Source organism: Arthrobacter sp. 35W (genome assembly GCF_000482545.1).
Taxonomy (GTDB): domain Bacteria; phylum Actinomycetota; class Actinomycetes; order Actinomycetales; family Micrococcaceae; genus Specibacter.
In genome coordinates this window covers 605,723-631,772 of the sequence record NZ_KI519455.1, presented here as the reverse complement: position 1 = coordinate 631,772, position 26,050 = coordinate 605,723, and the positions used below count along the sequence as shown (strand labels likewise).

Annotated in this window: 20 protein-coding genes and 1 tRNA gene; 14 read left to right on the top strand and 7 right to left on the bottom strand. The window is 66.5% G+C overall.

Annotated elements, in window-relative coordinates; all coding sequences use genetic code 11:
- The first annotated feature begins 105 nt into the window (after positions 1 to 105).
- On the top strand, positions 106 to 1,404 hold the full coding sequence (purD, locus tag K254_RS0115035) for a phosphoribosylamine--glycine ligase (RefSeq protein ID WP_026556068.1): 1,299 nt from the start codon (positions 106 to 108) through the stop codon (positions 1,402 to 1,404).
- Positions 1,401 to 2,306 (top strand): phosphoribosylaminoimidazolesuccinocarboxamide synthase, encoded by a 906-nt coding sequence (locus tag K254_RS0115030; protein WP_026556067.1) that lies wholly within the window; start codon positions 1,401 to 1,403, stop codon positions 2,304 to 2,306. The genes purD and K254_RS0115030 overlap by 4 nt, the downstream gene beginning before the upstream one ends.
- Positions 2,307 to 2,395: 89 nt before the next feature.
- On the opposite strand, the gene K254_RS0115025 is transcribed toward K254_RS0115030, so the two are convergent.
- Complete coding sequence (locus tag K254_RS0115025) at positions 2,396 to 3,640, bottom strand: helix-turn-helix domain-containing protein (protein WP_026556066.1); 1,245 nt, start codon at positions 3,638 to 3,640, stop codon at positions 2,396 to 2,398.
- A gap of 560 nt (positions 3,641 to 4,200) precedes the next feature.
- On the opposite strand from K254_RS0115025, the gene K254_RS23455 reads away from it, so the two are divergent.
- Complete coding sequence (locus K254_RS23455) at positions 4,201 to 5,376, top strand: ROK family transcriptional regulator (RefSeq protein WP_051389262.1); 1,176 nt, start codon at positions 4,201 to 4,203, stop codon at positions 5,374 to 5,376.
- Positions 5,377 to 5,559: 183 nt separating this feature from the next.
- Here K254_RS23455 and K254_RS0115015 read toward each other — a convergent pair.
- From K254_RS0115015 to K254_RS0115005, 3 genes are all read right to left on the bottom strand, one after another.
- Positions 5,560 to 5,636, bottom strand: a tRNA-Pro gene (locus K254_RS0115015).
- Positions 5,637 to 5,750: 114 nt separating this feature from the next.
- On the bottom strand, positions 5,751 to 7,619 hold the full coding sequence (locus K254_RS0115010) for an ABC transporter ATP-binding protein (protein ID WP_051389261.1): 1,869 nt from the start codon (positions 7,617 to 7,619) through the stop codon (positions 5,751 to 5,753).
- Entirely contained in the window at positions 7,616 to 9,466 is a 1,851-nt protein-coding gene (locus K254_RS0115005) for an ABC transporter ATP-binding protein (protein WP_026556064.1), read from the bottom strand. The genes K254_RS0115010 and K254_RS0115005 overlap by 4 nt, the downstream gene beginning before the upstream one ends.
- Before the next feature lie 213 nt (positions 9,467 to 9,679).
- Between K254_RS0115005 and K254_RS0115000 the strand changes: the two genes are divergently transcribed.
- From K254_RS0115000 to K254_RS23450, 9 genes are all read left to right on the top strand, one after another.
- A complete protein-coding gene (locus tag K254_RS0115000; RefSeq protein WP_026556063.1) occupies positions 9,680 to 10,093 on the top strand; it encodes a tautomerase family protein in 414 nt (137 codons plus the stop codon).
- A 225-nt stretch (positions 10,094 to 10,318) separates the two neighbouring features.
- A complete protein-coding gene (gene iolC, locus K254_RS0114995; RefSeq protein ID WP_026556062.1) occupies positions 10,319 to 11,305 on the top strand; it encodes a 5-dehydro-2-deoxygluconokinase in 987 nt (328 codons plus the stop codon).
- Positions 11,302 to 12,240: a Cgl0159 family (beta/alpha)8-fold protein gene (locus K254_RS0114990; protein ID WP_051389260.1), complete on the top strand. Its 939-nt coding sequence runs from the start codon at positions 11,302 to 11,304 to the stop codon at positions 12,238 to 12,240. The genes iolC and K254_RS0114990 overlap by 4 nt, the downstream gene beginning before the upstream one ends.
- A gap of 18 nt (positions 12,241 to 12,258) precedes the next feature.
- On the top strand, positions 12,259 to 14,187 hold the full coding sequence (iolD, locus tag K254_RS0114985; protein WP_026556060.1) for a 3D-(3,5/4)-trihydroxycyclohexane-1,2-dione acylhydrolase (decyclizing): 1,929 nt from the start codon (positions 12,259 to 12,261) through the stop codon (positions 14,185 to 14,187).
- A 19-nt stretch (positions 14,188 to 14,206) separates the two neighbouring features.
- The gene (locus tag K254_RS0114980) at positions 14,207 to 15,724 is read left to right on the top strand and encodes a CoA-acylating methylmalonate-semialdehyde dehydrogenase (RefSeq protein WP_026556059.1); all 1,518 of its coding nucleotides are present in this window, start codon (positions 14,207 to 14,209) and stop codon (positions 15,722 to 15,724) included.
- 98 nt (positions 15,725 to 15,822) lie between these two features.
- Positions 15,823 to 16,734: a sugar phosphate isomerase/epimerase family protein gene (locus K254_RS0114975; RefSeq protein WP_026556058.1), complete on the top strand. Its 912-nt coding sequence runs from the start codon at positions 15,823 to 15,825 to the stop codon at positions 16,732 to 16,734.
- Positions 16,735 to 16,773: 39 nt separating this feature from the next.
- Positions 16,774 to 17,787 (top strand): Gfo/Idh/MocA family protein, encoded by a 1,014-nt coding sequence (locus K254_RS0114970; protein WP_026556057.1) that lies wholly within the window; start codon positions 16,774 to 16,776, stop codon positions 17,785 to 17,787.
- A 105-nt stretch (positions 17,788 to 17,892) separates the two neighbouring features.
- Positions 17,893 to 18,765, top strand: coding sequence for a sugar phosphate isomerase/epimerase family protein (locus K254_RS0114965; protein WP_026556056.1), 873 nt, complete (start codon positions 17,893 to 17,895; stop codon positions 18,763 to 18,765).
- Between the two features lie 23 nt (positions 18,766 to 18,788).
- Positions 18,789 to 20,219 (top strand): sugar porter family MFS transporter, encoded by a 1,431-nt coding sequence (locus tag K254_RS23450; protein WP_035750636.1) that lies wholly within the window; start codon positions 18,789 to 18,791, stop codon positions 20,217 to 20,219.
- An 80-nt stretch (positions 20,220 to 20,299) separates the two neighbouring features.
- On the opposite strand, the gene K254_RS0114955 is transcribed toward K254_RS23450, so the two are convergent.
- The 3 genes from K254_RS0114955 to K254_RS0114945 all read right to left on the bottom strand — a co-directional run bounded on the left by K254_RS0114955 (position 20,300) and on the right by K254_RS0114945 (position 23,619).
- Positions 20,300 to 21,322 (bottom strand): Gfo/Idh/MocA family protein, encoded by a 1,023-nt coding sequence (locus K254_RS0114955; protein WP_026556055.1) that lies wholly within the window; start codon positions 21,320 to 21,322, stop codon positions 20,300 to 20,302.
- A 102-nt stretch (positions 21,323 to 21,424) separates the two neighbouring features.
- Entirely contained in the window at positions 21,425 to 22,444 is a 1,020-nt protein-coding gene (locus K254_RS0114950) for a sugar phosphate isomerase/epimerase family protein (protein WP_026556054.1), read from the bottom strand.
- Positions 22,441 to 23,619 (bottom strand): Gfo/Idh/MocA family protein, encoded by a 1,179-nt coding sequence (locus tag K254_RS0114945; protein ID WP_026556053.1) that lies wholly within the window; start codon positions 23,617 to 23,619, stop codon positions 22,441 to 22,443. The genes K254_RS0114950 and K254_RS0114945 overlap by 4 nt, the downstream gene beginning before the upstream one ends.
- Positions 23,620 to 23,775: 156 nt before the next feature.
- Between K254_RS0114945 and K254_RS0114940 the strand changes: the two genes are divergently transcribed.
- Positions 23,776 to 24,801, top strand: coding sequence for a LacI family DNA-binding transcriptional regulator (locus K254_RS0114940; RefSeq protein ID WP_026556052.1), 1,026 nt, complete (start codon positions 23,776 to 23,778; stop codon positions 24,799 to 24,801).
- Positions 24,802 to 25,025: 224 nt separating this feature from the next.
- Positions 25,026 to 26,021, top strand: a complete 996-nt coding sequence (locus K254_RS0114935) for a substrate-binding domain-containing protein (protein ID WP_026556051.1) — start codon at positions 25,026 to 25,028, stop codon at positions 26,019 to 26,021.
- Positions 26,022 to 26,050: the final 29 nt, after the last annotated feature.

Here is a 26,050-nt window from a genome sequence, read left to right as displayed (position 1 = left end):
TGCACTGGGGCCCGGACATCACCGTAGGCGCGGGGCCGCGCGTGCAGCTTAGCAATTGCGCAGGCGGTGGCGGTTCAGGCGCCGCGGCAAAGTACCCTTGAAACCGTGAAGGTACTAGTGATTGGCCCCGGCGGCCGCGAACACGCCATTGTCCGCTCCCTGCTCCGCGATCCGAACGTTTCCGAGGTCCACGCCGCGCCCGGCAATGCCGGAATCAGCGAGCTGGTGCCCACGCATGCGATCAACGGCAATGACCCCGCTGCTGTGGCAGCCCTGGCTTTGAAGCTCGACGTCGACCTCGTCGTCGTCGGCCCCGAGGCCCCGCTGGCCGCCGGCGTCTCGGACGCCGTCCGCGCCGCCGGCATCCCGGTGTTCGGCCCCAGCAAGGAGGCCGCCCAGCTGGAGGCCTCCAAGGCCTTCGCCAAGGCCATCATGGCCGAGGCCCAGGTGCCGACGGCGATGGCCAAGGTGGCTGTCAACGCCGCCGAGGCGGCCGACGCCCTGGACACCTTCGGCGCCCCCTATGTCGTCAAGGACGACGGGCTGGCCGCCGGCAAGGGCGTGGTGGTCACCAACGACCGCGACGAGGCCCTGGCGCACGCGCAGAGCTGCTTCGACGTCGGCGGCCAGGTGGTCATCGAGGAATTCCTGGACGGCCCCGAGGTCTCCCTCTTCGTCCTGGCGGACGGCCGCAATGTGGTCCCGCTGGCCCCGGCCCAGGATTTCAAGCGCATCTACGACGGCGACGAGGGCCCCAACACCGGCGGCATGGGCGCCTACTCCCCGCTGGAGTGGGCCCCCGAGGGCCTGGTCCAGGAGGTCATCGACCGTGTGGCCCAGCCGACCATCGATGAGATGGCCCGCCGCGGCACCCCCTTTGTCGGCGTGCTGTACTGCGGACTGGCCCTGACCAGCCGCGGCACCCGCGTCATCGAATTCAACGCCCGCTTCGGCGACCCGGAGACCCAGGCCGTGCTGGCCCGCCTCAAGACACCGCTCGGTGGATTGCTGCTGGCCGCGGCCAAGGGCCACCTGGCGGACGTCGAGGAGCTCCGCTGGGCACCGGAAACGGCCGTCGCCGTGGTGCTCGCCAGCCACAACTACCCCGAGGCTCCGCGCACGGGGGACCGCATCCGCGGCCTGAAGAAGGCCAACCGCCTCGAGGGTGTGCACGTGCTGCACGCCGGCACGGCAGCGGACGAGGATGGCAATGTGGTCAGCGCCGGCGGCCGTGTGCTCGCCGTCGTCGCCCTGGGCACCGATCTGGTGGAGGCCCGCGAGAAGGCCTACGAGGGCATCGAGGCCATCGAACTGGAGGGCGGCCAGTACCGCACCGACATCGCCGCCAAGGCGGCACGCGGCGAAATCATTGTCGAGTCCAAGGGCAAGGGGGCCACAGCATGAGCCATGCACCCCTTGAACTGGCCGGCTGGGAGCACATCTACTCCGGCAAGGTCCGCGATTTGTACGCACCGGCTTCGGGCAATGAACGGTTCAATTCCGACGTCGTGCTGGTGGTGGCAAGCGACCGCATCAGCGCGTTCGACCACATCTTGGCCAGCGAAATTCCGGACAAGGGCCGCATCCTCACGCAGCTGAGCCTGTGGTGGTTCGACCAGCTCGAGGTGCCCAACCACGTGGTGGCCAGCACGGTGGAGGACGGCGTCCCCGCCGCCGTCGCCGGCCGGGCCATGGTGTGCCGGAAGCTGGAGATGTTCCCGATCGAGTGCATCGCCCGCGGCTACCTCACGGGCACCGGCCTGATCGAGTACCGTGCCCAGCAGACGGTCTGCAGCCTGCCGCTGCCCGCCGGCCTGGTGGACGGATCGCGCCTGGAACCGGCCCTCTTCACGCCGTCGGCCAAGGCCGAGGTGGGCGAGCACGACGAGAACATCACGTTCGACGCCGTCGTCGCGACCGTCGGTGCCGAGGCGGCCGGGTCGCTGCGCAGCCTGACCCTGGACATCTACTCCCGCGCGGAGGAAGTGGCCCGCGGCCGCGGCATCATCCTCGCCGACACCAAGGTGGAGTTCGGCGTGGACCCCGCCACGGGCACCATCACCCTGGGCGATGAGGTTCTGACGCCGGATTCCTCGCGCTTCTGGGACGCCGGACTCTGGGAGCCGGGCAAGGCCCAGCCCAGCTTCGACAAGCAGTATGTGCGCGACTGGCTCACCAGCGCCGCCTCCGGCTGGGACAAGGCCTCGGACACCGCGCCGCCCGCCCTGCCGGCCGACGTCGTCGAGCGCACCCGCGCCCGCTACGTAGAGGCCTACGAAAAGCTCACCGGCCGCACGTTCGCCTAGACCGTCCCCCGCCGCCCAACTGGGTGACAGTTATCGCACAAAATTCGGTCCGGAATGTGCGATAACTGTCACCCAGTTGGGCGGCGTTGCTATTTCTGCCTGTCGGCGGCGCGGATCTCCAGGATGTTGTCCACTGTGAGGGCCACACGGTCCGCCGCGCCGGCCTCCGCGAAGTGCTCCTTGGCCTCGTTCAGGGCCACCAGTGCCTCCGCCGTGCGGCCGAGGGCCTTCAGCGCCTTGCCCAGCAGCAGCGCGGTGTCCCCGGCGGTGTGCTTGGCCAGCGCATCCTGCTGGGAGTTGATGGCCTGGAGCAGGGCCAGGGCATCGTCCATGGAGCCGTTGAGGTAGAGCCAGCGCGCACGCAGCAGCGAAACTTCAAGCCTGTCGCTCAGGTTGGCACCGACCACCGACTGGGCCAGCTCGGCCCGTTCGATGGCCTCCATGGTGGCCGGTTCCACCACGCCGGCGGCGAGGCGGACCCAGGCGGTGGCCTTGTTGAACTGGGCCCACAGGGCCAGATCGCTGGCGGGGGAGAGCATCCGGCCCGCCTTGGCGTGGTTGGCCAGGCCCTGGTCGACGTCGTGGCGCATGAACGCGACGTTGCCGATCACCCAGTAGATCTCCCCGGCCAGCTGCGAGGGCACTGAGTCATCCAGCATCGCCGAGAGCGTCACACAGTGGCTCCAGGCGTCATCCAGGCGGCCGGTTTCGGCCAGTGCACCGATCAGGGTGCGCAGGGCCGCAATGTAGGCGTCGAACTCCTCGGGGATTCCGGTGCCCCGCTCGACGGCGGCGGTGGCCTGGTCGATGGCCTCGCTCAACTGGCCCAGTCCCAGCGAGGCCGAGGCCATCAACTGCCGGGCGCGCACGGACAGCCCCACCGATTCCTCGGACAAGGGGTGCTTGAGCAGTTCCGCCACCACGGCGCGGCAGCCGGCAAAATCGGCGTCCTTCAGCAGGGAATTGGCCTGCAGGTAGGCCATGTTCCACCAGGAGACGGGATCCTTGTTCTCCAGGGCCTTGTCCGCGGCAACGCCGGCCTGGCGGGCGGCAGCGGCGTAGTCGCGCATGTCCCACGACTGGCGGGCGTACAGGGCGGCCAGCAGGTAGGCAGTTTCGGCGGGAGAGACGGGCATGGTCCATTCCTGGACGGCGTGCGGAGCCAGTTGGAGCTGTTTGGCCAGCTGCTTGATGACCTCCATGGTGGGTTCGCGGCGCCCGTTTTCCAGCAGCGAAACGTAGCTGGCCGAGTACAAATCCCCGCCCAGCTCGGCCTGCGTCAGGCTGCGGGCCAGCCGCTCGTTGCGGAGCCGGTCTCCAAAACTATTGCCCACAAGGTCCTCTCCTGCGCCCAGGGTCGCCAACCATCAACAAAGCGGCCAAAGACATTCACTTACAGATACTGTAACTATCTTGACACCTTGCCTAGGATAGATTTTACAATTGTTGTCAACAAGTGCCTCTGTGCTTGTGGCGCGCCGTGGGCGCCGATTGTGCGAACGAAGTACGTCCCAATTCACAAAGGTGGTGTCATGAAGAAGCTTGCAGCGTCACTCATGCTTGCGGGGGTAATGGCCCTGGGTCTTTTTTCTTCCGCGGGTAGCTGGACTCACTCGCCCGGCATTTGGCCGGACTCTCCCGGCATTTGGCCGGACAAGGTCAGCGCAGCCCCCGGCATTTGGCCGGACTCCGTCGCTCCCAAGCTGTACTAGCAGGGACTGCGGTTAGAGACTTAAAGCTGTGCCCGGACACCGGTCGGTGTCCGGGCACAGCTGTCTTTCCGGCCATGCCGACACGTCGCAATGCACGGGAACGCCAGTTAAGGCAATAGACTTTACATAAATCAGCGGCGCTGTTCCGGCGCCGCTGCCCAGCGGCTGTGCGGAGGGATGTCATGCTCACCAGGGAAGATGGTGCCTTGCAGGCGGTGCGCCGGCGCCACGAGCTGCGCGTTCTGGAAGCGCTGGTGGAGAACGGGCCGCGCACCCGCCGCGAACTGGAAGAGGACACCAAGCTGTCCCGCACCACGCTCTCGGCCATTGTGGGCGATCTGCGCCAGCGCGGGGTGCTGGCCGAAAGCGTGAAGGAACACTATGGGGAGGGCCGCAACGGCCGCCCCACCAAGGTGCTCACCCTGGATCCAACGGCAGGCGCCGCCGTCGGCATTGAGCTCGGCCGCGCACGCATCAGCGTCACCGTGGCCGGCTTTGATGGAAGCTCCGTGGCCCACGAACTTCTCGACATCGATCCCGCCATGGAGCTGGCCGCAAAGGTTTCCCGGGCCGTGGGCATCGTGCGCTCCCTGGTGGACAGCGGTGTGGTCCGAGGTGATTCCATTCTGGGCATCGGCGTGGGCGTGGCCAGCCGGCATGCGGATCCCGCGTCCTTGGCCGACGACGACACCCGCCAAAGCGATCCGCAGGGCGCCTCCTTCGAGGAGCTGCGCCTGCTGCTGGATGCACCCCTGCTGTGGGACAACAACATCCGCCTGGCCGCCATGGCCGAATCCGCGCGCTACGCCCTGGCCTCCGAGGATCTGCTGTACGTGGTGCTCTCCACCGGCATTAGCTGCTCCGTGGTGGTGAAGGGTTCCCCGCTGCGCGGCGGCAATGGATTGGCCGGCGAGCTGGGGCACACCAGCGTTGATTTCGAGGGCAAGCCCTGCTGGTGCGGGGGTGTGGGCTGTCTGGAAAGCTACCTTGGGGTGGCGAATGTGCTGGCCGAGGCCGCCGCGCGTGGCGGCAGCTTCGCCTCGATTGCCGCCCTGGCCGCGGCAGCCGACGACGGCGACGAGGTGGCCCTTGGTGTGATCGCCTGGGCCGGCACCCTGCTGGGCCGGGCCATGGCGACCGCGGCCATGATTGTGGACCCCAGCCGCGTGGTGGTGGCCGGCGAGCTCTCCCAATGCGGAGACAGGCTCCTGGAGCCCGTGCGCGCCGCACTGGCCGCCCGCCAGCTGAACATTGGCAACCGCTCCACAGTGGTCGGCATGGGCGCCTCCGCGCCCTCGTCCGGCAGCGACGGCGCCGCACTCATGGCCCTGCGCCACTGGGCCCTGGACAGCGTGTAGCCACTTTTGGTCCGGGGCGGATGCCATTCCCCGGTTGGGACGCAATTGTGGACGCGTCCTAGGCGGGAAAACGTGTCCCGGGTGCCGTCCTCGACCGGGTCGTCGACCGGGCGGGGGCGAAGCCACCGGAACCGCGCATGCAAAAAGAGAGGGTCTTCCTTGCGGAAGACCCTCTCTTTTTCTTGGTCGGGGTGACAGGATTTGAACCTGCGGCCTCGTCGTCCCGAACGACGCGCGCTACCAAGCTGCGCCACACCCCGATCCGTTGACCTTTCGAACCGTTTCCAGTTCCGCAAAAGCAACCTCTAAAGAATAGCGGACATGGGGCGCTAACGCGAAATCGGCTGTGGAGCGTGGTGCACCGCGGGTTCCGGCTACACCAGCGAGTCCTCCCAGGCACCGTGGAGGTCGGCAAAACGGCCGCCGCCGGCAATGAGCTCGGCCGGCGTGCCATCCTCCACGACGGCGCCGTCGTGCACCACCAGCACCCTGTCGGCGATCTCCACGGTGGAGAGCCGGTGCGCGATGATCAACGCGGTGCGGCCCGCGGACGGTCCACCGGCGGCGTCGGGATCGGCGCCCAGCAGCCTGCGCAGGCCCTGCTGGACCATGCGCTCGGAGGGAATGTCCAGGGACGATGTCGCCTCGTCCAGGATCAACACCGCCGGATTCGCCAGGAACGCCCGGGCAAAGGAGATCAGCTGCCGCTGGCCGGCCGAGACGCGCCCGCCGCGCTTGTTCACATCCGTGTCGTAGCCCTCGGGCAGCGTGCTGATGAAGGTATGCGCACCCACGGACTTGGCCGCGGCCTCGATCTCCGCACGGCTGGCGGCGGGGTTGCCCAGGGCGATGTTGTCCGCCACGGTGCCGGAGAATAGGAAGGCCTCCTGGGTGACCATCACGATGGCCCGGCGCAGGTCCGTGGGGGAGAGATCCCGCAGTTCCACGCCGTCCAGCGTCAGCGAGCCGGAGCTCACGTCATAGAAGCGCGCAATGAGCTTGGCCAGGGTGGATTTGCCCGCGCCTGTCTGGCCGACGACGGCGATGGTCTGCCCGGCGGGGATGTGCAGGGACATCCGGGGCAGGATGACGGGGCCGTCGCCGTAGCCGAACTCGACGTCCTTGAAGTCGATCTCGCCGCGCGGGTTCGGCAGAGCCACCGGATTCTTCGGCGGGCGCACCGTGGGCACCTCCTCCAGCAGGCCGGAGACCTTCTCGAGCGCCGCCTGGGCGGACTGGAAGGAGTTGTAGAACATGGCCATCTGGTCCACCGGCTGGAAGAAGCGCTTGGTGGCCAGCAGCAGGGCCAGCAGCGCGCCGACGGCGATGCCCCCGTCGAGCACGCGGAACCCGCCGGTCAGCAGCACCACCGCCACCGTCACATTGCCGATCAGCACCAGGCCCGGCTGGAAGATGCCGTTGAGGTTGATCGAGCGCACCGTGACCTTGCGGTAGTCCTCGGCCAGCTCGTCATAGCGGGCGGCGTTGTCCTCCTCGCGCCGGAAGGCCTTGACGGCGCGGATGCCCGTCATGGTTTCGATGAAGTGCACGATCAGCTTCGCCGAGACCACGCGCGAGGAGCGGTAGGCGGTCTGCGAGCGGGTCTGGTACCAGCGGGCCAGGAAGAACATCGGGATGCCGGCCAGCATCACGATGACGCCGGTGATCCAGTCCAGCGTGAAGATGCTGATGGCGGTGAAGAACATGAAGACGATGCCGGAGGCAAGCGAGGAAACGCCGGAATCGAGCAGCTCGCGCAGCGCCTCCAGGTCCGAGGTCTGCCGGGAGATGATGCGCCCGGAGGTGTAGTTTTCGTGGAACTCCAGGCTGAGCCGCTGCGTGTGCCTAAAGACGCGGATGCGCAGATCCAGCAGCATGGCCTGGCTGAGCCGCGCCGTGGCGGTCAGGTAGGCGGCGGTCAGCGTGGAGCTGGCCAGCGCCGCGAGCACATAGCCGCCGCCGGTGAGCACCAGCGGCCAGGCATCCTTGCTGCCCCCGGCCAGGGCGGGCAGGGCGTGGTCGATGCCAAAGGCGATCAGCAGCGGCCCGGCCACGCGGGCGGCCTGGGAGAGGACCACCAGCACCACAGTGATGATGAAGCGGCGCCGGACCGGGCGGATCAGCGAGCCGAGCAGCCGCACGGAGCGGCGCCGCACGGCCCTGCTGTCGGACTGGCTCAGATGGACGCTGTCCTCGTTGGCGGTGCCCTGGGGCTTGTCGGCCGGTGTCGTTGGCTGGCTCATGCGCGCACCTCCCGGGCGTCGTCGTCGAGCTCGTCGAGCTCATCATCCAGATCGGTGTCCAGGTCCTTGGGCTCCTCGCTGAGGCTGGCCAGGACGTAGCGGTAGTGGTGGTTGCCGGCCAGCAGCTCGGCGTGGGTGCCGACGGCGGTGATCCGGCCGTCCTGCAGCAGCGCCACGCGGTCCGCCATGGCCACGGTGGAGGGCCGGTGGGCCACAATCAGCGTGGTGGTCTCCGAGAGCACCGAGCGCAGGCGTGCCTCCACCCGCTCCTCGGTGTTGACGTCCAGCGCCGAGAGGGGATCGTCCAGCACCAGCACGGCGGGCCGGGCGGCGATGGCGCGGGCCAGCGCAATCCGCTGGCGCTGCCCACCCGAGAGGCTGAGCCCCTCCTCGCCGATCAGCGTGTCAACGCCATCGGGCAGTGTGTGGGCGAAGCCGGCCTGGGCCACCTCCAACGCCTGGTCCAGCACCTCGTCCGGGGTGAGGCCGGGGTGCTCGGCCGCGCCCAGCAGCACATTCTCCCGCACGGAGTTGGAGAACAGGGTGGTGTCCTCGAAGGCCACGGCCACATGGGTCCGCAGCTCGTGGACGGTGAAATCGCGCAGATCCACGCCGTCGAGGGTGATGGAGCCGCCGGTGACGTCGTAAAGGCGGGGGACCAGCTGCAGCAGCGTGCTCTTGCCGCAGCCCGTGACGCCCACCAGGGCCATCGTCTCCCCGGCCCGCAGGGCCAGGTCCACGCCGTCGAGCATGTCGGCAGCGCGTTCCTCGGTGTCAGGGTAGCGGAAGTGGACGTCCTTGAAGACGAGGTCGCCGCGGACCTTGTCCAGGTGCACGGGCTCCTCGGGGTCGGTGATGGTGTTCTGGGCGTCCATGACCTCGTAGTGGCGGTCGATGGCCGTTTTGGCGGCGAGCGTCATGGCCATCAGCGGGCCCATGGCCTCCACCGGACCGGCCACGACGGCGGCCGTGGCGAAGAAGGCGACCAGGGAGCCCACCGACAGTTCGCCCTGGGTGGCCAGCAGAATGCCGACCACCAGACCGGAGCCCAGCGCCAGCTCGGGCAGCAGCGTGACCACCAGGGAGAACACGGCCAGCGATTTGGCCTTGTGGATCTCCGTCTCCTGCAGCTCGGCGGCCTGCTCGGCAAAGGCGTCAAGCGCCTCGCGGCCGCGGCCAAAGGCCTTCAGGACACGGATGCCGTGGACGGATTCCTCCACGGCGGTGGCCAGATCCCCGGCCTGGTCCTGGCTCTTGCGGCTGACCTGGCCGTAGGTGCGGCGGAAGCGGAAGCCGAAGATGACGATCGGCACGGCGGCGCCCAGGAAGATCAGCCCCAGCTGCCAGCTCATGGAGAACATCAGGATGACGCCGATGGTGACGGTCAGCGTCGTCACCACCATCATGATGGCGCCAAAGGCCATCCACCGGCGCATGAAGTTCAGATCGCTCATGGCGCGGCTGAGCAGCTGGCCGGAGCCCCACCGGTCGTGGAAGGCCACGGACAACTGCTGGAGGTGGCGGTAGAAGGAGGTGCGCATCCCCGTTTCCACGGTGGTGGCCGGCACGATCACAAACTGCCGGCGCAGCACCACGAAGGTGGCCTCCAGCAGTCCGAGCACCAGAACGACGACGGCGGCAATCCAGACGCTGGATGCGGCGCCTCCCGGGTGCAGTGCGGAGTTGATCAGAACCCGGTAGACCTGCGGAATGGCAAGGGCCACGAGGCTGGCGGCGAGGGCCGAGACGAGGCCCAGGAAAAGCCGCGGCAGGATGGGCCGCAGATGCGGCACCAGCCTGGCGATGGAGGAGAAAAGGGTGGACTGCGATGAGTATGTGTCGGCCATGCCACTTCTTGGTTACGTTCGAATCCATTGGCTGCTGGGGAAAACAATTGCCCGGAACAACTACCCTACGGGACGGATCCGACGTCGCGGCAGGGTTTTGCGGAAGCCAGGTTGGTTAATTTGTTAACCTGCCGCCGGCCTTCCCAGTACTCCCTCTGGCCTTGGTCTTTAATGTTTGTTAGTATGACAGGACAAACCAACAAAGGAAGTGCCATGCCACTCGTTCGCATTGACATCAATGAAGGCCGGACCGCGCGGGAAGTGGAGGGCCTCAGTCGCAGCATCCACGATGCCATTCTGGCCGAATATGGCATCCCGGAAAGGGACTACTTCCACATCCTGACCGAGCACCGTGCGGGGCAGATTGTTGCCCAGGATGCCGGGCTGGGGTTCGAGCGCACCGCCGGCGTTGTCATGATCCAGATCTTCACCCAGGAGGGGCGTTCGCAGGAGGCCAAGCAATCGCTTTTTGCCGCCATATCGGCGAATTTGGCCGCCGTTGGCATTGCCGGCGAGGACGTGTTTGTGGGCTATGTGGAAAACACCGCCGGCGACTGGTCCTTCGGCTACGGGCGGGCCCAATACGTGACCGGAGAGCTGGCCGTTCCCCGCCGACACAAGAGCTAGGGGGCGCCACTCGCAGGGTGGTCCGCACCTGTCCCTCGGGGCGCGCGAAGCCAGATTCATAAAGTTGTAAATATGTCAGAACAAACCTTTGACAGGACATGAATTTTGATGCACAGTGGTTCTTGTGGCCCCGCTCACACGGCGGCCGCCAGCATCAAGGCTCCGCCGGATCAATGATCTACCAGTCCTGGGGAACGTTCGTCGCAGAAAGGTCTTTTGATCACCGTGTCACATGAATTGCTTACCATCGGGCGCATCAGCGTCGACATCTACCCCAACGACATTGGCGTGGGTCTGGAAGACGTCAATTCCTTCGGGAAGTACCTTGGCGGTTCCCCCTCCAACGTCGCCGTGGCTGCGGCCCGGCACGGACGCCGGACGGCTGTCATCACCCGCACCGGGGACGACTCCTTCGGCGCCTACCTGCACCGCGAACTGCGAAAGTTCAACGTTGACGACCAGTTCGTCACCCCCGTCGCGAAGCTGCAGACGCCCGTCACATTTTGCGCCATCATGCCCCCTGATGACTTTCCGCTGTACTTCTACGGACGTTTCCCCACCGCCCCGGACCTGCAGATCAGGGCCGCGGAATTGGACACCGACGCCATCAGGGATGCCCGGGTCTTCTGGTCCACTGTCACGGGACTGAGCCAGGAACCCAGCCGAGGGGCACACCTCAGGGCCCATGAGGCGCGGGACCGGGACCAGCTGCGCATCGGCCAGTACACCATCCTTGACCTCGACTACCGCCCCATGTTCTGGGAATCCGAAGAGGCCGCACGGACCCAGATCGCCAGGATTCTGCCGCATGTCACCGTTGCCATCGGCAATGACAAGGAATGTGCGGTGGCCGTCGGCGAAGGCACCCCGGACGAGCAGGCCGACAGGCTGCTCGCAGCCGGTGTGGAGATCGCCGTCGTCAAGCTGGGGCCCGAGGGCGTGATGGCCAAGACCCGCACCGAGCGAGTCGTCTCCGCCCCCGTTCCCGTGGAGACGCTCAATGGTCTGGGCGCCGGCGACTCCTTCGGTGGAGCCTTCGTCCACGGACTGCTCTCCGGCTGGCCGTTGGAGCGGGTTCTGGACTATGCGAACGCCGCCGGTGCCATTGTGGCCTCCCGTCTTTCCTGCGCGGATGCCATGCCCACACCGGAGGAAGTCAATTCACTGCTGGCCGAACGCGGCCGGCTGACCCCGGAAGGTGCCGCACAGTGAGCACACCAACGTTGAGCATCGTCGACGGCGCCAATGACGACCCGCGCCGGTACGAGCATCTGAGCAGAATCCGGCTTGAGGATCCGGCGGCCATTGCGCGGGCGGCGGCAGCGCGCCGCCGCCACCCCGGGCTGAAGTACGGGCAGCAGAACTTCATCGTCGCCGCAGACCACCCGGCACGCGGAGCCCTGTCCGTCCGCACGGACGCGGTGGCGATGGCGGACCGGCGCACCCTGCTGGACCGTTTGCAGATTGCCCTGGCAAACCCGGCCGTCGACGGTGTGCTGGCCTCCCCGGACATCATGGACGACCTCATGCTGATGGGTGCCCTCGAAGGCAAGCTGATCTTTGGGTCCATGAACCGTGGGGGACTGGCCGGCCTGGTCAACGAGTTTGACGACCGCTTCACCGGCCACACCGCCACCGCCCTGCAATCGATGGGCGCCGACGGCGGCAAGATGCTCACCCGCATCTGCCTGGGCGATCCGGACACCGTGGGAACGCTTGAAGCCACGGCGAGGGTCATTGATTCGCTGGCCGAGCGCCGGTTGATCGCCATGGTGGAGCCGTTCCTCTCGGTGTGGGAGAACGGCAAGGTCCGCAACGACCTTTCCGCCGATGCCGTGATCAAGTCCGTGGCCATCGCCCAGGGTCTGGGATCCACCAGTGCCTACACCTGGATGAAGCTTCCCGTGGTGGCGGAGATGGAGCGTGTCATGGCGGCCACCACACTGCCCACCGTGCTGCTCGGCGGGGATCCTTCGGGGCACCCGGATGAGGTCTTCGCCAGCTGGCAGGCCGCCCTGGCGCTGCCGGGCGTGCGCGGCCTCACCGTGGGACGGACGCTGCTCTATCCGCAGGACGGTGACGTGGCCGCGGCCGTCGCCACCGCCGCCTCGCTGCTCAACCACTCGCCCGCCCTGGTCCAGGAGTAAACAATGGCTACACGCACAATGACGGTTGCCCAGGCCGTAGTGGAGTTCCTCGGCAATCAGTACACCGTCGACACGATCGATGGCCAGGAATACCGCGGCCGCCTGATTCCGGGCATGTTTGGCATTTTCGGGCACGGCAATGTGGCAGGTGTCGGACAGGCGCTCAAGCAGTACCAGCTCAACGATCCAACCCTGATGCCCTACTACCAGGGCCGCAATGAGCAGGCACAGGCGCACCAGGCCGTGGGTTATGCCCGGCACACCCGCCGCCGCCAGACCTTTGCCATCAGCACCTCCATCGGCCCGGGTTCCACCAACCTGCTCACCGGTGCCGCGCTGGCCACCACCAACAGGCTGCCCGTGCTGCTGCTGCCCTCGGACACCTTTGCCACCCGCGCGTCGGATCCGGTGCTGCAGCAGCTCGAACAGCCCTACGCCTACGACATCACGGTCAACGATGCGTTCCGCCCGCTCTCGAAGTTCTTCGACCGGGTGTCCCGGCCGGAGCAGCTGTTCTCCGCGATGTTCAGCGGCCTGCGCGTCCTGACGGACCCGGCCGAAACAGGGGCCGTGACCATTTCGCTGCCGCAGGATGTCCAGGCCGAGGCCTTCGAGGTGCCGGATGAGTTCCTGGCCGAGCGCGAATGGCGCGTCCGCCGCCCGGAGCCGGAGGACGATGATATCCGCCGTGCAGTTGAGGCGATCCGCGCCGCCAAACGGCCGCTGGTCATCGCCGGCGGCGGGGTGCTCTACGCCTATGCCGACGGCGAGTTGGCCAGGTTTGCCGAAGCCACGGGGATCCCGGTGGGCAACACCCAGGCCGGCGTTGGCGTCCTGCCGTGGAACCACCCGCTCTCCCTCGGAGCCATCGGCTCCACCGGCACGACGGCGGCCAACGCCATCGCCGCCGAAGCGGACCTGATCATCGGCATCGGCACCCGCTACGAGGACTTCACCACCGCCTCGCGGACGGCCTTCCAGAACCCGGACGTACGGTTCATCAACATCAACGTCGCACCCTTGGACGCCTACAAGCACGGCACGTCGCTGCCCATCGTGGCCGATGCCCGCAAGGCACTGGTCAAGCTGAACCAGGCCATGGGCGGCTACCGCGTCGGCGGCGACCTGGAGCGGGACGTGGCGGCGCAGAAGAAGCGTTGGGACGCCGTCGTCGATGACGCCTTCGACACCCGCTACACCCCGCTGCCGTCGCAAAACGAGATCATCGGCGCCACCAACCGCGCCATGGACCCCCAGGATGTTGTCATCTGCGCGGCAGGGTCCCTCCCCGGCGACCTGCACAAGATGTGGCGCGTGGCGGATCCGTTTGGCTACCACGTCGAATATGCCTACTCCTGCATGGGCTACGAAATCCCCGGCGGTCTGGGCGTCAAGCGCGCGGCGCTCGCCGAGGCGGCCGCCGGCGGCGCCCAGCGCGACGTCGTCGTCATGGTGGGTGACGGCTCCTACCTGATGATGCACACCGAGCTGGTCACGGCTGTGGCCGAGAAGATCAAACTGATCCTGGTGCTGATCCAAAACCACGGCTATGCCTCCATCGGCGCACTCTCGGAGTCGCTGGGCTCGCAGCGGTTCGGCACCAAGTACCGCCACCTCGATCCGGCGGCGCATTCCTTCGACGACGGCGAGACACTGCCGATCGATCTGGCCCTGAACGCCGAAAGCCTGGGCGCCCGCGTGATCCGGGTGGCCTCCGGCGAGGACACCATCAAGGATCTGGAAGCCGCCGTTGGCCAGGCCAAGGACGCGCCGGAGCATTCCGGGCCGATCGTCATCTACATCGAATCGGATCCACTGCTTGACGCACCCAGCTCCGAATCATGGTGGGACGTTCCCGTCTCCCAGACGTCCGAGCTCGAATCCACCCAGCGGGCCTTCGCCACCTACACCGACCACAAGACCCGCCAGCGCACGCTGCTCGGCTGAACCAAGGAAGTCCACAGTCATGAATGATGTTGCAACACAAACATTGGCCACCATCGAGCACTTCATCAACGGTGCCCCGAGCGCCGGCACGTCGGCGCGCACCCAGCCCGTCTACAACCCGGCCACCGGTGCCGTCACCGCGCAGCTGCGCCTGGCCAACCAGGTGGACCTGGACGCCACAGTGGCCGCCGCCCGCAATGCCGCCGACTCCTGGGGCGAGACGTCCCTGGCCAAGCGCACCACCGTGCTCTTCAAGTTCCGCGAACTGGTCGCAGCCCATGTGGACGAGCTGGCCGTCCTGATCACCGCCGAGCACGGCAAGGTCCTCTCCGATGCCAAGGGCGAGATCGGCCGCGGCCTGGAGGTCATCGAGTTCGCCTGCGGCATTCCGCAGCTGCTCAAGGGCGAGTACTCGGACCAGGCCTCCACCGGCATCGACGTCTTTTCCTTCCGTGAGCCCGTGGGTGTGGTTGCGGGCATCACGCCCTTCAACTTCCCCGTCATGGTGCCGCTGTGGATGTGCCCCATTGCCATCGCCACCGGCAACGCCTTCATCCTCAAGCCCTCCGAGCGCGATCCCTCCCCGGCGATGCTGCTGGCCAAGCTGTGGACCGAGGCCGGCCTGCCTGACGGCGTCTTCCAGGTGCTGCACGGTGGCAAGGAAACCGTCGACGGCCTGTTGACCCACCCCGATGTGGACGCCATCTCCTTTGTCGGTTCCACGCCCATCGCCCAGTATGTCCACGAGACTGCCACCGCGCACGGCAAGCGCGTTCAGGCCCTGGGCGGTGCGAAGAACCATGCCATCGTGATGCCCGACGCCGACCTGGACAATGCGGCAGACCACCTCGCCGCCGCCGCCTTCGGCTCCGCCGGTGAGCGCTGCATGGCCATCTCCGTGGCCGTGGCCGTGGGAGATGCCGCGGACCTGCTGGTGAAGAAGGTCGAAGAGCGTGCCCTGGCCGTGAAGGTCGACAACGGCACCGCGCCCGGTGCCGAGATGGGCCCGGTCATCACCCCCGCCTCCAAGGAGCGCATCGTCCGGATTGTCACCGAGGCGGAAGCCGCCGGCGCCGCCATGGTGGTGGACGGCCGCGACCTGGTGGTTCCCGGCCATGAAGACGGGTTCTGGGTCGGCCCCACCGTGATCGACTACGTCAACGCTGAGATGACGGCGTACACGGAGGAGATCTTCGGACCGGTCCTCGTCGTCGTCCGCGTTGAAGACCTCGATGCCGGCATCAAGCTCATCAACGCCAACCCCTACGGCAACGGCACCGCGATCTTCACGTCCTCCGGCGCCAATGCCCGCAAGTTCCAGCGTTCGGTGGATGTCGGCATGATCGGCATCAACGTGCCGCTGCCTGTCCCCGTCGCCTACCACTCCTTCGGCGGCTGGAAGAATTCGCTCTTCGGCGACAAGCACATCTACGGTCCGGAGGGCGTGTCCTTCTACACCCGTGGCAAGGTCATCACCTCCCGCTGGCCGGAGCCGGCCCACGCCTCGGGAGCCTCCTACAACTTCCCCTCCAACTAGCCCCCTGCCCAGCTGTATAGCAGTAGATGCTCCTATGGAGCCCCATAGGAGCATCTACTGCTACACAGCTGGGCGTGACCGAGAAAGAACAGGCTGCGATGACCGAGAACACATTGACCATTGGTACGGCTCCGGATTCCTGGGGTGTCTGGTTCGCCGATGATCCGAAGCAGACGCCGTGGGAGCGCTTCCTCGATGAGGTGGCCGAGTCCGGTTACAAGTGGATCGAGCTGGGCCCGTATGGCTACCTGCCAACCGATCCGGCCCGGCTCGCCGAAGAGCTCAAAGCCCGCGATCTGCAGGTATCGGCCGGAACCGTGTTCACGGCCTTCCACCGCGGCGCCCAGCAGTGGGACGAGGCCTGGAAGCCGGCGCGCGACGTCGCCGAACTCACTGCCGCCATGGGCGGGGAGAACATCGTGGTGATCCCGGCCATGTGGCGCGACGACGTGACGGGGGAGGCCGTGGAAAGCGGCCAGCTGACCGAGCGGGCCTGGGCGGACCTCTTTGCCGGGCACAACAAGCTCGGCGCGGTGCTGCTGAAGGACTTCGGCCTGAAGCAGCAGTTCCACTCGCATGCAGATTCCCACGTGGGTGCGCAGGCGGACATCGAGCGCCTGTTGGCCGAAACGGATCCGGAGCTGCTGAACCTGTGCCTGGACACCGGCCACGCCGAGTACTGCGGAGCATCCAGCCTGGAGCTGATCACCAACCACCCGGAGCGGATCGGCTACCTGCACCTGAAGCAGATCAACCCGGACATTCTGGCCAAGGTCAATGCTGAGGGCCTGACCTGGGCCGCGGCCAATCTGGCCGGCGTCATGACCGAACCGCCCAGCGGCCTTCCGGACCTGCGCGCCGTCATCGAGGCGGTCGAGGCCCTCAACCGTCCGATCTTCGGCATCGTGGAGCAGGACATGTACCCGGTGGCCTTCGACGTTCCCATGCCGATCGCCAAGCGCACCCGGAACTACCTGCTCTCCTGCGGCTCCCGCACCCGAGTCCACTGACCCGCCCCTTTAGCACTTCCGACACTTAAGGACACGACAATGACCGAGATTCTCCGCGTAGCCGTCATCGGGGCCGGACGCATGGGCGCAGACCACATCAAGCGCCTCAACACCCGCATCCACGGTGCCGAGGTGGCCGCCGTCGTCGACGTCGACCTGGCCCGGGCCCAGGCCGCCATCGAAGGCATCCCCGGTGCCGTGGCGTTGGCCAGTGCCGAGGAGGCCCTGGCCAACGGCGACGTCAACGCCGTTCTCATCGCCACCCCGGGTTTCCTGCACGAGGACATCCTTTACACGGCGCTGGACCATGACATCCCCATCCTGTGCGAAAAGCCGCTCACCCCTGATGCGGAGTCCGCCTGGAAGATCGTCCAGGCCGAGGAGAAGCTGGGCCGCAAGCGCATCCAGGTCGGCTTCATGCGCCGTTTCGACGCCGAATACGCCGCCCTTGGCTCCGTGATCCGCGACGGCGGCCTCGGCGGGCTGCTCATGCTCCACCACCAGCACCGCAACCCGAACACCCCCGAGGGCTTTACCAACGAGATGCTCATCAACGACTCGGTGGTGCACGAGTTCGACGCCATCCGCTTCTTCACCGGGGAGGAAATCACCTCGGTGCAGGTGCGCCTGGGCAAGGCCACGCGCAATGCCCCGGCGGGGCAGCACGATCCCCAGCACGTGCTGCTTGAGACCGAGTCAGGTGTTCTGGCCGACGTGGAGATCTATGTCAACGCCAAGTTCGGCTACGAGGTGGCCACCCAGGCCACCTTCGAGGACGGCATAGTCAGCATCGGCAACGACGCCGGCCCCTACATCCGCACCGCCGGCCGCTGGGGCGGCTCCGTCACCCCTGGCTTCGAGGAGCGCTTCGGTGCCGCGTACGACGTCGAAATCCAGGCCTGGGTCGACGCAGCGCTGCGCGGCGAGGTCGGCGGTCCGACAGCCTGGGACGGCTACGCCACCGCCGCCTGCTGCGAGGCCGGCGTCGAAGCCCAGAAATCGGGCGAGAAGGTCAAGGTCCTGCTCAACACCAGGCCGGACCTGTACAACTAAACCTCTGGGGTGCACCGGGTGGCCGGCCGGCAGTTGCGGTCGGCCATCCGCGTTTCCGCCGATGCGCCCTTGGGCAGAACCGTTTGACGATACAAAGGAGTGACGATGAAAATTGCCCTGGACCCCACCCCGTTCCACCACAGCCACAGCCTGCTGGAATTTCCGCGCGTTGCCGCCGACCTCGGCTACAAGTACCTGCAGCTGACGCCGCATGCGGACATGATTCCGTTCTTCAACCACCCCAAGGCCGACGATGAACTCGTCGCCCAGATGAACAAGGCCTGCAAGGACGCCGGCGTGGAAATCGCCTCTGTGCTTCCCGTGCTGCGCTGGTCCGGCCCGGATGAGGATGCCCGCGAAGCGGCAGTCCGCTACTGGAAGCGTGCCATCCAGATCGCCGTGGACCTGGGCGTCAGCACCATGAACACCGAGTTCAGCGGCCGACCCGAGAAGGCCGAGGAGTCCGAACGCGCCTTCTACCGCTCCATGGAGGAACTGCTGCCGATCATCGAGCGCGAGGGTCTGGATGTCCTGATCGACCCGCACCCCGACGACTTCGTCGAGGACGGCCTCGCCGCCATCCGCGTCATCCGCGGCGTCAACTCGCCCAACATCGGCATGGTCTACGTCGCCTCGCACTCCTTCCACATGGGCAACAAGCCGCTGGAGATCATGCGGGCCGCAGGGGACAGGCTGCGCCTCGTCCACGTCTCGGACACCATGGACCACCACGCCTCCCACGGACTGCGCTACATCACCAACCCGCCCGGAAACGCCGTGCGGGTGCACCAGCACCTGAAGATCGGCGGCGGCGACGTCAACTGGGACGAGTTCTTCGGCGGCCTGAAGGAAATCGGCTTCCTGGACAAGGACAACACCGTGATGGTCTCCAGCGTCTTTGCCGAGGATGACAACGCGGAGGACGTGTCCCGCTACCAGCGCGAAACCATGGGCCAGTACATCGACAAGGTGAAATAGTGGCGGCCGGCTTGAAGCAAACCATGACGAATCCCGCCGCCGTCCAGTCCCCGGGCGCCGGCCCCACTAAACCGGCCGCGGGGGCCAACCCGAAGAAGTTCATGCGGAAGGTTGCGCTGTTCTCCACCTTCGGCGGCCTGCTGTTCGGCTATGACACAGGCGTCATCAACGGCGCCCTGCCGTTCATGCAAAAGGATCTCGGCCTGACGCCGCTCACCGAGGGGCTGGTGACATCCACCCTGCTGTTTGGTGCGGCATTGGGCGCCATCAGCGCCGGCCGGCTCTCGGACCGCTTCGGCCGGCGCAGGACCATTATGGGCCTGGCCCTGGTCTTCGCCGTGGCCACCCTCGCCTGCACCTTCGCGCCAAGCACGGAACTGCTGATCGCCGCCCGGACCCTGCTGGGACTGGCGGTCGGTGGTGCCTCGGTGATTGTACCTGTGTATCTGGCGGAAATGTCGCCGGCGGCCCAGCGCGGACGGATCGTCACGCAGAACGAGCTCATGATCGTCACCGGCCAGTTCCTGGCCTTCACCTTCAATGCCGTGCTGGGCAATATCTTCCCCGAATCCATGCATGTATGGCGCTGGATGCTGGTGATCGCGACGCTGCCGGCCGTCGTCCTCTGGTTCGGGATGCTGGTGCTGCCCGAGAGCCCACGCTGGCTGGCATCGGCCGGACGCTTCGAGGCCGTCCTGGAGGTCCTGCGGAGCACCCGCGCGGCCGGTGACGTCTCGGCCGAGTTCGATGAGGTGCGCCAGGCAGCCCGGGAGGACTACCAATCCAGGCTCGGCACCTTCAAGGACCTCACGGTTCCCTGGATCCGCAGGATCTTCGTGGTGGGCCTGGGCATGGCCATCATCAATCAGATCAGCGGCGTCAACGCCATCATGTACTACGGGACGTCCATCCTCTCGACGTCGGGATTCGGCGACAGGGGTGCCCTGATCGCCAACATCCTCAACGGCGTCACCTCCGTGGTGGCCGTCATCGTCGGCATGTATTTCATGACGCGCGTGGCGCGCAAACCGATGCTGATCGCAGGCCTGGGCGGCACGGCCGCGTCGCTGCTGGCCATCGCCGTGATCTCCATGCTGCTGCCGGAGGGCACTCTCCGCGGCTATCTGGTGCTGCTGTTCATGGTGACCTTCCTGGCCTCCATGCAGTCGTGCATCGGCACCGTCACCTGGCTGACCATGTCCGAGATCTTCCCGCTGCACGTACGTGGGCTGGGGATGGGCATCTGCGTTTTTGTGTTGTGGATGATCAACTTCCTGATCGGCTTCTCCTTTCCACAGCTGGTCTCGTGGATCGGTGTCTCCACCACATTCATCATCTTCGTCGCGCTGCAGCTGGTGGCCATCGTCTGGGTCAAGCGCGTGGTTCCGGAGACCCGGGGCAAGACCCTGGAAGAGCTGGAGCACTTTTTCAAGCAAACGGCCGCGGCCAAGTAGACCCCAGTCTGCATTGCCACAGGCAAAGGCCAGGTGCCGCCCCCTGGGGGCCGGCACCTGGCCTTTGTGTGCAGGGGCGGCTAGAGCGCGACCACGCAGCGCTCCTGTGCGCTTCGGCGGGCGGCGTCGAGCACCTCGAGCGTTCGGATCCCCTCCTGGGCCGGCACCGGCGCCGGGCCCCCGCCGCGAACGGCCCGGGCAAATTCTGTGTAGAAGGTTGCGTAGTTCCCCTGGGCGGACGGAATGGGTCTGCGGCCGGCACTAGTGGCCAGGATTCCCCAATTTTCCGCCACGTCAATGCCCCAGGTTTCCGGTTCCGCGGCGGGCCTGCGTCCGGCGGCCAGCGCATCGGCTTGGACGTCGGCACCCGAGGCGATGTAACTGCCCTCGCTGCCGTAGGCGCGCAGCTCCCGGGTGGTCGAATGGTTCAATTTGCTGGCGGACACCGTCGAGACAGCCCCTGAGGCGTGGGTCATGGTGACGGCAAAGCCGCAGTCCGTCAGCTCGCCGAAGCGGTCGGTCCAGTCCAGGGTCGCGTACACGTGGGTTGCCGGCCCCAGCAGCCACAGCATCTGGTCCACAAGGTGGCTGCCGAGGTCCCGGAGGAGGCCGCCGGTGGCACCAAGTTCAAGGGTCTGTGCATGGTTCTGGTCCATGATCGAATGGACCCGCCACGTTGTCCCCAGCTCTCCCGAGGCCAGGACCTTGGCCAAGGTGAGGAAGTCCGCGTCGCGCCGCCGGTTGTGGAAGACGTTGAGCACCACACCGGCCGCTTCGGCGGCCTCGGCGAGCTTCCGCCCGCCCTCCGCGTTGGGGCCGAAGGGCTTGTCGGCCACAACATGCACGCCGGCCGCGATGGCTTCCAGGACAAGGCCGTGGCGGGTGTGCGGCGGCGTCGTGATGGCCACAGCGTCCACCCCGGCGTCGAGCATCTCGGACAGGCTTCCATAGACCGGCAGGCCCGGGAAATCCGCTCCTACCTGCGCCCTTTTGTCCTGGGAACGGGCCACCACACCCACCAGTTCGATGCCCTCCGCCGCTTTAATGAAGGGGGCGTGGAAGTACCGACCGCCTGCTCCGTAGCCAACAATGCCAATGCGCATGATTCCTCTTCCGTTTCTGCTGGTGGTGTGGCCGGATGGAACATTCCTCAGACACCTTGGGGCGGCGCATGTGCGCCGCCCCAAGGTGTCTGTCTGCAGGTGCTAGACCGCCGGATGCAGCGAGCCGGCGAGGGCCGCATCGGCATCCCGCAGGACCTTGGCCGCCACCTCGAGCCCTTCGATCCGGCCCAGCGATACGTCCTCGTGCTCGATGTTGACGAGCATCCCGGGGTCCACGTCGTGCAGGGCGCGCAGGAACTCGGTCCAGAACGCCGTGTCGTGTCCGCGTCCCAGAGCGACAAAATCCCAGGCGGAGTTCTTCGGCCACTCATTGGCCCATTCATCGCCGCCGAGGTTGGTGCGCTCCTCATCCGGCGAGAGCCGTCGGAAGCTGTTGTCGAGCACGCCGTAGAGTGCGGCGTTCGCGGTGTTGACGCGGACGTCCTTCGCTGCGGCCTGGAACACGAGTGGGCCGAGCTCACGGACCACTGCAACGGGGTCCATCTGCTGCCAGAACAGGTGGGAGGCGTCCAGCTCGACGCCGACATGCGTCGCGCCGGTGAGCTCGATGAGTTTGTGGACATCGGCCGTATTGAACACGAGGTTCTGCGGGTGCAGTTCCAGGGCCACCCTGACGCCATGGTCGGCGGCCAAGCGGTCGGTTTCCTTCCAGAATTCGGCGGCGATTCCCCACTGGTAGTCCAGCACGTCCAGTGCGGCGGAGTTCCAGGCGTTGACGATCCAGTTGGTGACTGTGGCTCCCGGCTCGCCGCCGGGCAGGCCGGACATGGTCACTACGCGGTCCTGCCCCAGCCGATGGGCAAGCCGGATCGAGCGGCGGATGTCCTCGGCATGTTTGCCACCGATCGTGCGGTTGGGGTGGAGCGGATTGCCGTTGCAATTCAGGCCCGCGATCGAAACGCCGGTGCCCTCGAAAATCGCCATGTAGTCGTCACGGGCGGCATCGCTGAGAAGGATCTGGTCCATCGTGGGCACGTGCACCGCCGGCAGGAACCCGCCGGTGTTGATCTCAATGCCCGTCAGACCGAGGCCGGCAATGACCTTCAAGGCTTCGGGAAGGGGGCGGTCGTGCAGGATTGCATTGTAGACGCCGAGTTTCACAGCGTGACTTCCTTTCCGTGGTTGAGCGCGGACTCGGTGACGGCGCCGAGCAGTTCCATGTTGCGCACGCCCTCGTCGAACGTGGCGCAGCGGGGCAGCGATTCTGCCTCGCTGAGGCCTGCCACTTCCTCGAGGAAGGCCCGGGCCTGGTAGCCGAAGGCGTCGTTCTGGCCGAAGCCGACCTCGGGAGCGTCCATGGCGAGGCCGCCGGCGATGTAGGGGTGGCCCGGGCCGAGGATGACCTGGCGGTAGCCGTTCTGGTTTCCCGAGCCATCATTGAGGAACAGCTGGATTTCGGCGGGGCGGCGCTGGTCGAACTTGGCGGCTCCGTTCTCACAGAACACCTCAAAGTTCAGGCTGTTGGCGTGTCCAGCGGCAACGCGGGAGACTTCAAAGCTGCCGGCACCAGTTGCAAACTCGGCGGAGAAGGCTGCGTAGTCGTCATTCTCCACGGCTTCAAAGGTGTCGCTGACGGCAGCGTGGTCGTGTCCCATGACGGCACCGAGCGGCAGCGGACGCTTGTTGATCACGGTGCTCAGGCGGCCTCCGCTGATGGACTTGATGTCTCCGCAGAGGAACTCGGAGACGTAGGCCAGGTGGCTTCCGACGTCGGCCAGCGCCCCGGAACCGGGGCCGCCCTTGTAGCGCCAGCTCATGGGGGCATCGGGGCTGAATCCGTAGTCGGTCCAGTAGCGGCCGCTGAAGTGCAGGACGTTGCCCAGGACGCCGTTGCGGATGAGGTCGCGGATGTAGGCAATGCCCGGCGTGCGGCGGAAGGTGAAGCCGATCCGGGCAATGCTGGACGCATTGCGTGCTGCATCGGCCATGGCCCGGGCGTCCTCAAGGGAGTCGCTGAGCGGCTTCTCGCACAGAACGTGCTTGCCGGCGGCCAGCAGGCCTTCAACCACCTCGCGGTGGAGGGAGTTCGCGATGACCACGCTGACGACGTCGATGTCGTCGGCTTCCGCGATGGCCTGCCACGAGGTGTCGTGGCGCTCGTAGCCGAAACGGCGGGCTGCCAGCGAGCCGAACTCTGCGTTGACGTCGCCGATCGAGACGAGGCGCACCGGGGGAAGCACCGGGCTGTACAGGGTGGACGCGGTCCGGTAGGCCGCCGCATGGGCCTTGCCGGCCATCCCGGCACCGATGACGGCAACCCCTAGGCTTTCAGCCATTGATTTCTCCTTCGAAATTCAGCCGGGGTGACGGGCACCCGATACGGCATTTTGGAGCGCTACAATTTGCGCTGGATTCAAAGCCTAATCATGTGAGTATGTCCTGTCAATGATCCAGTGGATATCCTCAAGACAGAGAAGAAAGGTTCCCGTCCCATGAATGCGCCAAGCCCCAGAACCCGCCGCCCGACGATCTATGACGTCGCCAAGCATGCAGGAGTCTCGCCATCGCTGGTGTCCCTGGTCCTCCAGTCGCCGTCGAGGGTCAGCGACAAGCGCCGCGAGGCGGTGCAGGCGGCCATCGCGGACCTAGGCTACCGCCCGAGCCGGGCGGCGACCACCCTTGCCAGCAACCGGACCAAGAGCATTGGCCTGGTGATCGACGACTATCGGAACCTGTGGTTTGTGGATCTGCTGCGAAGCATGCAGTCCGCACTGTCGGTGCATGGATACCAGGTCACGTTGGCCGATTCCCAGCCCGGGGAAAACCGCATCCAGGAGGCCACCGATGGGCTGTTGTCCATGCATGTGGATGGGCTGGTGATCGCTGCGGAACCGAGCGATTCCATGCTGGACCGCTTTTGGGTGCCCACGGTGGTGGCCGGCTGGCGCAACGGCGTGCCGGACGGCGCGGACCTGGTCACCAGCGACGACGACGGCGGCGGCCGGATGGCCGTCGACCACCTGCTGGGGCTTGGGCATACGCGCATTGGCCACCTCTCGGGCACTGGCGGTGCGGCGGCCCACCGCCGGGACGGGTTCCACAGCCGCATGCGAGAGGCCGGAATGGAGGTCCTGATCGCGGGCGAATCGGGCGGGACCTCCGAGGAGGATGGCTATGCTGCCGCCTGTTGGCTGCTTGACCAGCATCCCGGCATTACGGCGATTTTCGCGGCCAATGACACGATGGCCATGGGCGCCTTCGCCGCGCTCAAGGCCCGCGGGCTGGGTGTCCCTGACGACGTTTCGGTCATTGGCTACGACAATTCACCGCTGGCGAAGTCGCGGTATCTGGACCTGACCTCGATCGACAACCGCAGCGACCTGGTCGGTGCCGACGTCGCCCGCATGCTCCTCGCCCGGATCCAGGATCCTGCCATCAGGCCCCAGCGCACGCTGATCGAGCCGGTCCTCGCGGTCCGCAGCACCACGGCCCGCCCCGCGCAGCAACCCGGGCAGTAACCCGGCATGGGCCCCGGCCGCCACGCGAATGTCGGGCGCCGGGGAATTGGAGCGCAACAATTTTTTGGCCCGGAATCTGGCCGCTTCACGTCATCTCATACGTCAAAACATCCTAATGTCAGGACAAAGTATTGACATTTGTGAGATGAGTCACCATGATCTGAGTAGACGGCTTTCAACTCCCGCGGAGTGGCAAGGCTGCACCTTATCGAAGGAGATAAATAGTGAAGAAGTTTTCCTGGCGACAGGCCGCCCTCGTGGCGGCTGTTGTTCCGATGTTGGCCCTCAGTGCCTGTTCCAGCACTGGCGGCAAGCCTGCTGAAACCGGCAACGCCGGTGGCGGCGGCCAGGCCGCCAGCACCCCGCGGATCAAGGTAGCCCTCATCACCCATGCACCCTCCGGCGACACCTTCTGGGACATTGTCCGCAAGGGCGCCGAGGAAGCGGCTGCGAAGGACAACGTTGACCTCCAGTACCTCAATGATCCCGAAGCCGGCCGGCAGGCGCAGCTGGTGCAGCAGGCCATTGACCAGAAGGTGGATGGCATCGCCGTTACACTGGCGACGCCTGATGCACTCAAGGATGTCCTGAAGAAGGCATCGGACGCCGGAATTCCGATCGTCAGCCTCAATGCGGGCGAGAACGTTTCCGTCGCCCTTGGCGCCTTTACCCACTTCGGATCGAACGAGAAGCTCGCCGGTGAGGCTGTTGGCACCAAGCTGGCCGCGGAAGGCTTCACGCATCCGGTCTGCGTCATCCAGGCACAGGGCCACGTGGGTCTGGAGGCCCGGTGCGCCGGCGTCAAGGAAGAGGTGCCCGGCACGGAGATCCTGTATGTGAACGGCCAGGACATGACGGCCGTCCAGTCCACCGCAACCGCCAAGCTCCAGGCCTCGAAGGACGTCGACGTCGTCATCGGCCTCGGCGCCCCGATCACCGTCACGCTGATCAAGTCCGCCGCGGACGCCGGCAGCGCGGCCAAGGTGGCAAGCTTCGACCTCAATGCCGAACTGGCCCAGGACATCGTGGACGGCAAGGTTCTGTTCACCGTTGACCAGCAGCCGTGGCTCCAGGGCTACATGTCCGTTGACGCGCTGTGGCAGAAGAAGCGCGGCGGATTCACCATCGGTGGCGGCCAGCCGGTGCTCACCGGACCCACCATCGTGGACAAGTCCAACGCCGCAAGCGTCCTCGCATTCGCCCAGCAGGGCATCCGCTAGATCCAGGCCTCTGGCCGCGCGGCGGACAA